Here is a 12,374-nt window from a genome sequence, read left to right as displayed (position 1 = left end):
ATAGGGTATGCGAAATTTTAAAAAGTAATCTGGTATTCCTTTTTATGGGCTCGTCATTTCAGTTTTGTAAGTTTTCAGGTATTCTGATCTCACTATTTTGGCCGTTTTATGGTCTTTGGTGTGGCTCCATCCGGGAGGCATAAAAATGTAGCGGAACTTGTTCTTAATCCCCGGCGCACGCCAAACATCTTTAGCCAAAAGAACAATTTCACCAAAATAAGCATCTAAAAAACTATGTTTTTTCATTTCCCGGGTAATGCCGTATTCAATTTTTATCGATTTGTCTTCTTCCTGATAGGTTTTAAAAACATGGTCCCAGATGGGTAGCAGGTTGCAGAAGTTGGTATCCATATACAATGCATTCTTGGCATGGTGTACCCGATGGTGAGAAGGGGTGAGGATGATTTTATTAAGAAAACCGAAACGGCCATCTTTAGAAATGTTTTCGCCAATATGGATAAAAGATCCCCAAAGACCATCAATAAACATAATTAAAAAAAGCAGCGAAGGACTTACACCCAAAAGAATACAGGTTGTTGTTCTAATCAGGTCGGCATAGGGAGCTTCAAGAAAAAAGTGAGCAAAATTTACGGATAGATTCATGGTTTCTGGCGCATGATGAGTAGAATGCAGGCACCAGAACAGCCTAACTTTATGCGCTAAAAAGTGATAAATGAAATGGCCAAATTCCCATATTACATAACCATAAATGAGCCAGTACCAGGTAATTTCGGTTTTAAAAATGGCATATTTTCCAAATAAACCAATGCAGATGGAAACCATTCCGATTGAAATGATACGACCCACAAATGAATTGAAAACCAGCGAAAAGAAAGAGATGCGGTAATCTACCACTTTAAAACGGCGGTAAAATGTCATTCTAATAATTTCAAAAACCAATAGAAAAGGAATTAAAGGACCGATCAACGCGCTGATTCCTTTCCAGCTCATAAACTGACTATAATCGTTGGTTTGCAGCAGCTGTAAAATTGCCGATAAGCCGAAAAAGCCAATCAGCCATTCCTTCGTTCCTTCCAGAAAATCAATCATACTTATATATTTGGTTTGATGAATTTATATAAATCCCGAGTTTAATCAAATTAAATCGCTAAATAATTAGTCCGGTTATTTTATACTAACCTGGCCATTCTGGTGCTGTGGCAATTGTCAGGCAAGCTCAATATTTAAGCATTTTTATCTTTGTGCTTTTATTTTCCCTCAATTTTCGTATCTTTGCCTGGCAAATAATAAATCCTAATTTATTTGCTATGCAACTCGATTCCACAAAGTTTATTGCCACAGGTTTAACGTATGACGACGTACTTTTAGTACCCGCATATTCCGAAATTCTGCCCCGTGAAGTAAATACAGCCACTTTTTTAACTAAAAAAATTAAACTTAACGTTCCATTGATTTCTGCGGCAATGGATACAGTAACAGAAGCCGAACTTGCCATTGCCATTGCGCAAAACGGTGGTATTGGTATGTTACATAAAAACATGACTATTGACAGACAAGCTGCAGAAGTACGTAAAGTTAAGCGTTCGGAAAGCGGTATGATCCAGGATCCTGTAACTTTATTGGAAACAGCTGTTGTGGCCGATGCTTTCAAAATCATGAAAGAGCATAAAATTGGTGGTATTCCGGTTGTCAGTAGCGATAATAAACTGGTTGGTATCATTACAAACAGAGATTTACGTTTTCAAAAGGATATGAAGAGACCAATTTCTGAAGTAATGACTAAAGAAAATTTAATCATTGCACCAGAAGGAACCACTTTGGTTCAGGCAGAAGAAATTCTTCAGAACCATAAAATCGAGAAACTTCCTGTAGTAAGTAAAGATGGATACCTAAGCGGTTTAATCACTTTTAAAGATATTTCTAAAGTTAAAAATTATCCTGTTGCCTGTAAAGATGAGCGTGGCCGTTTAAGGGTAGGTGCTGCAGTAGGGGTAACAGCCGATACTTTACAGCGTGTTGATGCTTTGGTTCATGCCGGTGTTGATGTAATTACCATCGATACTGCCCACGGACATACAAAGGGTGTAGTGGATAAATTAAAAGAAGTTAAAGCTAAATACCCTGATTTACAGGTTATTGTTGGTAATATAGCTACCGGTGCTGCTGCGAAATTTTTAGCTGATGCTGGTGCTGATGCGGTTAAAGTGGGTATTGGTCCAGGTTCTATCTGTACCACCAGAATTATTGCAGGTGTTGGTGTTCCGCAGTTATATGCTGTTTACGAATGTGCAAAAGCTTTAAAAGGTACAGGCGTACCGGTTATTGCTGATGGTGGTATTAAACACACTGGCGACATTGCCAAAGCAATTGCATCAGGTGCAAGTACAGTAATGGCAGGTTCGTTATTTGCAGGAGTAGAAGAATCACCAGGTGAAACCATTATTTACGAAGGACGTAAATTTAAATCTTACCGCGGAATGGGTTCAATCGAAGCGATGGAGCAAGGTTCGAAAGACCGTTATTTCCAGGATGTGGAAGATGATATTAAAAAATTAGTTCCAGAAGGCATTGTTGGTCGTGTGCCATTTAAAGGTACTTTAGCAGAAGTAATGTACCAATATATCGGCGGTTTACGTGCCAGTATGGGATACTGCGGAGCGGCAACTATAGAAGCGTTACAGGAAGCACAATTTGTACAAATTACAGCTGCAGGTATGCGCGAAAGTCATCCTCACGATATTACCATTACCAAAGAAGCACCAAATTACACTAGGTAGGTGTAAGGTAAAAGGTTTAGGGTGTAAGGTTTAGGCTTTTAATAATCTTAGCAGGAGGATTTTCTAACCACTCAAAATTTTAGGAAAAGAATATATATCTAAAGTTACCTATAGGGGATTTAAGGATAATTACAGCGGGGCATCGTTTTACGATAGCCCCGTTTTGCTTTTAGATCTTATAGGTTTTAAAACCTAATAAAGGACTGGAGGATTAATAAAAATAGAAAAATCACAAAATAAAATTTGGCAGCTAAATTTTTTTAATATATTTGTCGACTAAATCTATAGGATTTATATATAATTATGAAATTTGAACTAAAAACCCGCTTGTATAGTTGTTGTAGCTCATATTCTAAAACAGAATTAAACAATTAACAAAGCCAATTATCAATAACATTTAAAACAAACTATATAACCAATCATGAACAAAAGTTTACTTATTTTCTTTTCATTAATACTTTCTGCAAGCTTTGTTTTTGCTCAGACCCCAATAAAGGGTGTAATAAAGGCAAGTAACGGTAGCACCATACCACACGCAACCATAAAAGTAAGAGGAACCAATCAGGCCGTTGTAGCCGATGATAACGGTGCCTTTAGCATAAACGTGAAGCAAGACGTTCCATTTTATTTACAAGTGAGTTCAGTTGGCTTTAAACCGCAGGATTTTCAGTTTTTAAAACCTCAGGAGGCACCGATTGAATTGGTTCTGGTAGAAGATGCACTGCTGGATGAAATTGTGGTAACGTCGAGAAGACGTTCGGAGGTTTTACAGGATGTGCCTATTCCAATTACTGTAATCGGTGGACAGGCAGCAGAAAATGCAGGTGCCTTTAACGTTAACCGTTTAAAAGAACTGGTTCCTTCGGTACAATTGTATGCTTCGAATGCCAGAAATACCACTTTAAATATCAGGGGGTTGGGCTCAACATTCGGTTTAACCAATGATGGTATTGATCCGGGAGTAGGTTTTTATGTAGATGGGGTTTATCACGCACGTCCCGCTGCAACCTCAACCGATTTTCTTGATATTGAACAAATTGAAGTGATCCGTGGTCCTCAGGGAACATTATTCGGAAAAAACACTACTGCTGGTGCATTTAACATTACCACCACAAAACCAACCCAAACACCAAGCGCAAAGGTAGAGCTGAGCGTGGGTAACTATAACTTTATCCAGGCAAAAACATCAGTTTCTGGCGGTCTAGCCAAAAATCTTGCTGCAAAAATATCAATATCGGGTACGCAGCGCGATGGTACCATCTGGAATACACGTGAAGAACGTAAATACAGCGGACAAAACAACCTTGGTTTTAAAGGCCAGTTGTACTATACGCCGTCAGACAGATTACAAATTTTATTAAGTGGCGATGTAAGTGTGCAGCACCCGGCAGGTTATCCGCTGGTCATTGCAGGCGTTGCCCAAACCGAAAGAAGTGCTTACCGTCAGTATGCTAAAATTGTTTCTGATTTAGGCTATCAGCAACCTAAGATTGATCCATTTTCAAGAGAAATTAATACCAATACACCTTGGAGACACAATCAATCTATTGGCGGTATATCGTTAAACGTAGATTATAAAATTGGTAACGGAACGCTTACTTCTACTACTGCCTGGAGATTCTGGAACTGGGATCCAACAAACGACAGGGATTTCTCGGAATTGTCGGCATTAACAAAATCACAAGGTAACTCCCGTCACGATCAATATTCACAGGAAGTTAGATATGCTGGTCATATCACCGATAAATTAAGTGGTGTAATTGGTGTGTTTGCCCTTGCCCAAAACTTAAAAGGTTTAGCTCAAACCGAAGAGGTGGGTAAAGATCAGTGGAGGTTTGTGCAAACCAGCAATACCGGTAGCCAGGCTTTATATTCAACACCAGGTTTGTTAGATGGCTTTGGTATTAAAACCAATTCAACCATCAAATCGTTAAGTGCTGCTATTTTTGCACAGGTAGATTGGGAATTTTTAACCAACTTGCATGTTTTACCAGGATTGAGATACACTTACGACAAAAAAGATGTTGATTACGACAGGGTAACTTACGGCGGTTTGCAAACAACTGATGCAGCTTTATTAGCACTAAAAGCAGCAGTGTATAGCAATCAACAGTTTACTACGAATGTAGATAACAATAATCTGTCTGGTAACCTTACTGTATCTTATCGTCCAAACCCTAAATTAAATGTTTATGGAACTTTTTCAACCGCCTATAAACCAGTTGGTGTAAACGTAGGGGGCTTGCCAACTACCTCAACCGGACAGGCAGACTTATCAGTTGCTGTTGTAAAACCAGAATATGTTCAACATTACGAACTGGGTTTAAAAACCAAACCAGTTAAAGGCGCTATTTTAAACATTACAGCTTTTAATACCGATATTAAAGATTACCAAACCAATGTGCAATCGCCACAATTGGGTGTAAACAGAGGTTATCTGGCCAATGCGGAAAAAGTTCAGGTAAAAGGTTTAGAAGTTGATGGAACTTATCAGTTAGAAAGATTCTTAACTTTAAATGCTGCTGTTGCTTATTTAGATGGTAAATATGTGAAATTTACCAATGCACCACTACCTTTAGAAGAAACCGGACATACAGAATTGGTAAATGGCGTAGCGACTCAGGTAGCATTTAAAGATGCCTCAGGAGGTAGATTACCAGGTATATCTAAATGGAATATTTCTGGTGGTTCAGAATTTAGCACCCCTGGTAGTTTAGCAACCAAACTGGGCAGGTATTTTATTGCTGCTGATGCCAGCTACCGTTCAGAGTATTCTTCAAATCCTACACCATCGAGTATATTAAATGTTAAAGGTTATGCTTTATTTAATGCCAGATTAGGCTTCAAATCTGATAAATTCTCGGCATTTGTATGGAGCAGAAATATCGGAAACAAAAATTATTACGAGCAATTGCAGGCAGCCGCAGGTAACTCTGGTTTGTATGCAGGTGTACTTGGCGATCCAAGAACTTATGGCGCTACTTTGCGCTATTCTTTCTAAGTGCTTAACAAAGAAATCTTTTCTCTCTTATATTTGGTTAAAAGGAGTGGTGTAATGCTACTCCTTTTTTTTGTTTTAGGCAGCGCAGGGTTCTGTACTTTTCGGTTCCGCTAATCCTGCTGTACGTTTTATCCCGATGAAGAATCGGGATGCCCACTTCCATCAGGTCTGTTTTACTTCAGTCCGTGGTTCTTAAGGAGATTAAAGTACCAGAAACTAATTTTATCATGACTAAGAAATTTAAAGGGTAAAATGAAACAGCGTAAAATAAGCTATCGCTTTTGGTGCTTTAAACTTCAAAAAACAGACCTGTAACAGTATTGTGCAGAATTAAAATTTATAGAAAGCTGATAAAATATTAACTTCGGTAAATTTTTGAAAAAAATGAATAAGCTTAACTCGGTTTGTGTGTATTGTGGCTCAAACTTTAATGGCGATATCACATTGCGTAAGGCGATAAAGCAATTGGCCGAAACACTTGTAAAACAGCAGATCAGGTTGATTTATGGTGGTGGCAGTGTTGGCGTGATGGGCGTGTTAGCCAATGATGTATTGGAGTTGGGTGGTTTAGTAACAGGGGTAATTCCTCAGTTTTTAATGGATAAGGAAGTCGGTCACCAGGGTTTAACCGAAATGGTGGTTACCGAAAACATGCACCAGCGAAAACAGAAAATGGCCGATTTGAGCGATGGATTTGTGATCTTACCTGGTGGATTTGGTACACTGGAAGAATTTTTTGAAGTGTTAACCTGGTTACAGCTCGGTTTGCACAATAAACCAATTGGTGTATTAAATGTAAGTGGTTTTTACGATCCCTTATTTGCCCAAATGGACATGATGGTGCAAAGCAAATTTTTAAAACCGGCCAATCGCGATTTAGTTTTCAACGAGGCAGATGCAGAAATATTAATTCATAAAATGGACGGCTTTTCTGCTAGCCCTGATGAAGTTTGGTTTAGGGAAAGAAACTTAAGCTAAAAATTAATTATCAATAACAAGCAATTATCAATTCGCCAACCGCAAAACGCTTGGCGCTAAAAATATATAAAAAATGCAAATCATTACTTCCCACGCAGAATTTGAACAATACCTGGACAAGGAATTAGGCGTTTCTTCATGGCATACCATTACGCAAGAACAGATTAATAAATTCGCTGATGCTACTTTAGATCATCAATGGATACATGTTGATGAAGAGCGGGCACAAAATGAAGGACCTTTTAAAGCAACTATCGCCCATGGTTATTTAACTTTATCATTAATCCCTTACTTATGGAAAGAGATAGTGGATATCCAGAATTTAAAAATGGAGATCAATTACGGGATTGAAAGTTTAAGGTTTGCACAGGCCGTTACCGTAAACAGCAAAGTAAGATTAAAAGCAAAACTGGCTTCTATCATTAACCTTCGGGGCGTAACTAAGGTAAACATGGGTATTGAAATGGAAATCGAAGACCAGAAAAAGCCTGCATTTAGCGGAGAGGTTGTTTTCTTGTATCATTTTATCAGCTAATTATGGCGATGTAGCGGATCGTTTATTTTTAACATTTAAAAAAAGAAAAACAAATTCGCTGATGAAGAATATTTTCAATTTCTTAGGTTTTGCTTTAATTGGTCTGTTTATCTTATCCTGTATGAAAAATAAGGATCAAGATCCTGTTGCCGATTCATTTTTACCCATGCAGGTTGGTAACCTATGGTACATGAATGCTCAATCTTATACCGAAATTCAGGATACCGTTCGGATTAATAAAAAGCTTTTTTATAAGTTTTATTCTTTGATCGGGGGCGATGCAATCAGCACAGTTTATTTAAGAATCGATGAGCAGAATAAATTGATTGAGAGTTATCCCGATAGTCCTTCGAAAACGTATACCAGAGCTGATTTTAATGCAAAAATGGGCGATAAGTTTTTCACTACAGGAGAAAAGGATGAAAATGATAACGAAGTAACGGTGATTCAAAAATCAGATACCGAAATGACTTTCTCATTCGATGCCGTTTATCATCCAAATTTAAAAGGACATCCGCATTCCATAAAATATTTAAAAGGTAAAGGTTTCCCTGGTAACTGGAAAAAATTAATCATTAATGGTGTAGTTTACCAAAATTAATTTTAACGTTTTAATGCTTTTTCGTATTGTTCAATCCACTGTGCAGGCGTAATTTTTCCGGCCAGTTCCGCAATTAAGGCGTACGGAATATCATCAGGCTTTTTAAAACGGACGCAACCTTTGCCCATATCGAGTTTATATTTGCAATGTTTAGGGTATTCTGCCTGAAACCATTCCAGTAAATCGGTAAATGCATATAGGCCCAGGTGGTGCATCACAATAAAATTCTTTTGCGAACCAATATTGATGAAGGGTAAAGCCTGTTCCGGTTTACAGTGGTAACCTGCCGGATAAAGTGTTAACGGAATAATATAACCCAGCATACCATAGGTAATTTTTTCTTCGAAACCTTTGGGTAGGTTTTCTAAAATAGTATCCCTCAGTTTTGAAACGGGTATTTTTCTTTCTTCAGCAATACTGTTTAAATATTCTTCTGGTGTATTAATGGCCATCTGTTTATAAATTTTTATCAAACTTCTTTTTTAATCTGCTCACTATCGATGGATTATCCAATTCTGCTAAACTGCTCAGTTCCAGCTCGAGTGCCTTTGTACTGATCTGGATTTCGATCAGTGAGATAATGAGCGAAATCATAAAAAAGATCAAGCTCAATGCAAAAAGAATTTCGGCAACCGTATTCCACTCCAGGTAAATAAAAAACATACAAAAAAGACAGCTCGCAAAACTGAGCACGCCAAAAGCCTGCATATTTTTAATTAACCTTAACCGGTAACGTAGGTTTTCAATCTGCAGATGAAGCGCAGCATTTTTATCGCCGTCTTCATATTTCGACTTTAAACTTCTTACCAGGCTGGCCAAGGCCAGAAAACGGTTGGTATAAGCCAGCATAATTAAACTGATGGCAGGAAACAATAGTGCCGGAATATTGATGGTTAGTTCCATTTTTAGGATTTACCCAAAAATATCATTTTAAATGGATTTCTTTTATATTAACCGCAAAGGATGCAAAGTTTTCACAAAGAAATTTTTTAGTTAATAATGTGCAAATCCTTATTTTCTTTGCGACTTTTTTCTGCGCACCTGGCGGTTAAACCAGGCGGTAGACCAGAAACCGTTTTGGTCAATACTGTTTTTCTAAAATTAAATTTAAATTGCCACCATGAATATCGAATTCAACAAAAACGAGGATGTAAATAAACAGTTGGTTTACGAACTGAAAACCAGACTCAAAAAAATATATTTGGGTGGCGGTGAAAAGAACGCCGCAAAACAAAAAGAAAAAGGCAAACTGCTGGCCCGCGAGCGGATTGCTTATTTAATTGATAAAGATTCTAATTTTTTAGAAGTAGGGGCCTTTACTGCTGATGGCATGTATGCTGAGCAGGGTGGATGCCCTTCGGCAGGAGTGGTGTGTGGTATAGGTTATGTAAGCGGGAGGCAATGTATGATTGTGGCCAATGATGCCACTGTAAAAGCGGGCGCCTGGTTTCCGATGACCGCAAAAAAGAACCTGCGTGCGCAAGAAATTGCCATGGAAAACCGCTTGCCGGTAATTTACCTGGTAGATAGCGCCGGCGTATACCTGCCCATGCAGGATGAGATATTTCCAGATAAAGAGCATTTCGGGAGGATGTTCCGTAATAATGCCATCATGTCGTCGGAAGGGATTGTGCAAATTTCGGCCATTATGGGCGCTTGTGTTGCGGGAGGAGCTTATTTGCCGATTATGAGCGATGAAGCAATGATTGTGGACAAAACCGGATCGGTATTTTTAGCAGGTTCTTATCTGGTAAAATCGGCCATAGGTGAAGAAGTGGATAATGAAACTTTAGGTGGAGCCACTACGCATTGCGAAATCTCTGGGGTTACCGATTACAAACACCTCAATGATCAGGCCTGTTTAGATAGTATCCGGAATATCATGAGTATGCTGGGGGCTCCCCAAAATGCAGGTTTCGACCGGATTAAACCGGCTAAACCTAAAGAAAAAGAAGAAGAGTTATACGGTATTCTTCCGGAGAACCGCGATAAACCTTACGAAATAATGGATATCATTAACCGTTTGGTTGATGGATCTGAATTTGAAGAATACAAAAAAGGCTACGGACAAAGCATCGTTTGTGGTTTAGGTCGCATTGATGGCTGGGCAGTAGGTATTGTGGCCAACCAGCGTAAAGTAGTGAAATCGAAAAAGGGTGAAATGCAGTTTGGTGGTGTAATTTATTCTGATAGCGCCGATAAAGCTACCCGTTTCATTATGAACTGCAACCAGAAGAAAATCCCGCTGGTTTTTTTACAGGATGTTACCGGTTTTATGGTGGGCAGTCGATCAGAACATGGCGGTATTATTAAAGATGGGGCTAAAATGGTTAATGCCGTTGCCAATTCGGTGGTGCCGAAATTTACAATCGTATTGGGGAATTCTTATGGTGCCGGCAATTATGCGATGTGCGGGAAGGCTTATGATCCAAGATTGATTTATGCCTGGCCAACTGCTAAAATTGCGGTAATGGGCGGTTCGCAGGCAGCAAAAACTTTGCTCCAGATTCAGGAGGCCTCATTAAAAGCCAAAGGCGAGGTAATTACACCAGAAAAAGAAGCCGAACTGTTAAAAGAAATTACCGATAGGTACGATAGCCAAACCACACCTTATTATGCAGCATCAAGGCTTTGGGTAGATGGTATTATCGACCCCTTAGAAACCAGAAAGGTTATTTCGATGGGCATTGAGGCCGCTAATCAATCGCCGATTACAAAGAAATTTAATGTTGGAGTGATACAGACATAGGTATAATGTGCTGTTAGGTATGATCATCTGACTGCTGGTGGGTATATTTTTCACAAACTAAGTATATCTGAGCATTAATAATGGATTACAATATATCATTTTCAAAAATGGATCAATTAGCCCAACAAGCTAACCTAAACAGATGCAAAGTTTCCTTAGCGCAAATGAGAAAGCAAGCGTTAGATCTAAAAAACAAATGTGTATTAGAAATTAAAAAACGACCTATCTAAATAAGGTTTGCTTTAAAAGAAATTTTTCGATGCGCTGTTGGATATTACCATCTAACATTTAATGTTTCATGAATTTTCACCACCTGAGTCACCTTAGTATACCTGAGTTTTGCCTTTGTGCTCTTGGTGGTAAAAGAACAATTAAAAGAATTTAAGTGGCCAAAGCAATTAATGTTATATTTAAAACATGAAAAGTATTTGCCTTTTTCTTGGTCTGATTGTTTTACAAATCAATCTTTTTGCCCAAAGTTCCAAAATTCATCGAGATGCCATTGTAGTTGATACCCATGGAGATATACTTTTCAATCAGATTAAATCGGGTATCGATATCGGTAAGCTTCAGCAGAAGGGAAATTTCGATTTAGTAAGGGCCAGGCAAGGCGGTTTAGATGTTCAGTTTTTCTCTATTTGGTGTGATGAAACGGGTGGGTATGCCGTAGCTAACCGCGAAATAGATTCGCTATATAGTTTAATCAAAAGATATCCCGATAGGATCCAACTGGTTACAACGGCTAGAGATTTAGAATTAGCGGTTAATAAACAAAAATTGGCCGCAATGATTGGGGTGGAAGGTGGACATATGATCGAAAACCGGTTAGCCAATATCGATAGCCTGGCAAAGCGGGGAATGGCCTATCTTACTTTAACCTGGAACAACAGCACATCTTGGTCGAGTTCGGCGGCCGAAGAAAGTTCAGGTAAGGTAAAACCTGAGCAGGCAGGTTTAAACAACTTTGGAAAACAGGTAGTAAAGCGATTGAATAAACTTGGGGTAATGGTCGATTTATCGCATGTAGGTGAAAGAACGTTTTATGATGCCATTAAAGTATCAGCTAAGCCTGTAATAGTATCCCATAGCTGTACTTATGCCATCAATCCGGTTCCGCGAAATTTAAAAGATGATCAGATTAAAGCTGTAGGCAAAAATGGGGGCGTAGTGTGTATTAATTTCTACAGTGGTTTCTTAGATTCTACTTTCAATACCAAACAAAAAGCTTTTTTTGCCAAATATGATGGCGAGCTTAAAACTTTGACGGCTAAATATAGCAGAAGCAATGCCATTGATACCTTAATTTATAACCATCAGGTTGATGCTGATGCTACACGTCCGCCCATATCGCTATTGGTTAAACACATCAATCACGTTGTAAAATTAATTGGTATTGACCATGTGGGGCTGGGTGCAGATTTTGACGGCGCAGAATCTTTTCCTCTGGGCATGAATAGTGTGGCCGATTATCCTAAAATTACAGAAGAACTCATTAAAAACGGATATTCGGAAAGCGATATCAGGAAAATTATGGGCAGAAATGTAGTTCGGTTGATTAGAGAGAATAAAGGTCGGTGATTTTTGGTGCTGTAAAATGTTTCATCTTACCCTTAATTACATCACGAATGTGCACCTGGACTTAATCGCCAAACACCAGGCGCTATCCGCTGCTCCCATGATGTTAATAAGTAAACTATGTTGACAATGTGCACTTGTCAGCAAATATTTAAAGCATTAAATTTGCGCTACGATTAATGAATTTCAAACACACA

Annotated in this window: 10 protein-coding genes; 7 read left to right on the top strand and 3 right to left on the bottom strand. The window is 38.6% G+C overall.

Translation table 11 applies throughout. From position 1 onward, the window contains the following. Window positions 1-42: 42 nt before the first annotated feature. On the bottom strand, window positions 43-1,050 hold the full coding sequence (locus CA265_10685; GenBank protein ARS40090.1) for a fatty acid hydroxylase: 1,008 nt from the start codon (window positions 1,048-1,050) through the stop codon (window positions 43-45). 218 nt (window positions 1,051-1,268) lie between these two features. On the opposite strand from CA265_10685, the gene CA265_10680 reads away from it, so the two are divergent. The 5 genes from CA265_10680 to CA265_10660 all read left to right on the top strand — a co-directional run bounded on the left by CA265_10680 (window position 1,269) and on the right by CA265_10660 (window position 7,853). After that, window positions 1,269-2,738, top strand: a complete 1,470-nt coding sequence (locus CA265_10680) for an IMP dehydrogenase (GenBank protein ARS40089.1) — start codon at window positions 1,269-1,271, stop codon at window positions 2,736-2,738. A gap of 421 nt (window positions 2,739-3,159) precedes the next feature. Next, a complete protein-coding gene (locus tag CA265_10675) occupies window positions 3,160-5,739 on the top strand; it encodes a TonB-dependent receptor (GenBank protein ARS40088.1) in 2,580 nt (859 codons plus the stop codon). A gap of 384 nt (window positions 5,740-6,123) precedes the next feature. Next, entirely contained in the window at window positions 6,124-6,717 is a 594-nt protein-coding gene (locus CA265_10670; protein ARS40087.1) for a Rossman fold protein, TIGR00730 family, read from the top strand. 73 nt (window positions 6,718-6,790) lie between these two features. Continuing rightward, entirely contained in the window at window positions 6,791-7,252 is a 462-nt protein-coding gene (locus CA265_10665) for an acyl dehydratase (protein ARS40086.1), read from the top strand. Beyond that, complete coding sequence (locus CA265_10660; protein ID ARS40085.1) at window positions 7,224-7,853, top strand: hypothetical protein; 630 nt, start codon at window positions 7,224-7,226, stop codon at window positions 7,851-7,853. The genes CA265_10665 and CA265_10660 overlap by 29 nt, the downstream gene beginning before the upstream one ends. A 2-nt stretch (window positions 7,854-7,855) precedes the next feature. Here CA265_10660 and CA265_10655 read toward each other — a convergent pair whose 3' ends face one another. Together CA265_10655 and CA265_10650 are read right to left on the bottom strand one after the other, a co-directional pair. Then, on the bottom strand, window positions 7,856-8,305 hold the full coding sequence (locus CA265_10655; protein ARS42957.1) for a hypothetical protein: 450 nt from the start codon (window positions 8,303-8,305) through the stop codon (window positions 7,856-7,858). A gap of 4 nt (window positions 8,306-8,309) precedes the next feature. Then, the gene (locus CA265_10650; GenBank protein ID ARS40084.1) at window positions 8,310-8,756 is read right to left on the bottom strand and encodes an II family cellulose-binding protein; all 447 of its coding nucleotides are present in this window, start codon (window positions 8,754-8,756) and stop codon (window positions 8,310-8,312) included. A gap of 217 nt (window positions 8,757-8,973) precedes the next feature. Here CA265_10650 and CA265_10645 point away from each other — a divergent pair, with 217 nt between their 5' ends. Further along, window positions 8,974-10,602 (top strand): methylcrotonoyl-CoA carboxylase, encoded by a 1,629-nt coding sequence (locus CA265_10645; GenBank protein ID ARS40083.1) that lies wholly within the window; start codon window positions 8,974-8,976, stop codon window positions 10,600-10,602. 417 nt (window positions 10,603-11,019) lie between these two features. Then, complete coding sequence (locus CA265_10640) at window positions 11,020-12,180, top strand: dipeptidase (GenBank protein ID ARS40082.1); 1,161 nt, start codon at window positions 11,020-11,022, stop codon at window positions 12,178-12,180. The last annotated feature ends 194 nt before the right edge of the window (window positions 12,181-12,374 follow it).

Source organism: Sphingobacteriaceae bacterium GW460-11-11-14-LB5 (genome assembly GCA_002151545.1).
Taxonomy (GTDB): Bacteria; Bacteroidota; Bacteroidia; order Sphingobacteriales; family Sphingobacteriaceae; genus Pedobacter.
This window is presented reverse-complemented; position numbering and strand designations above follow the sequence as displayed.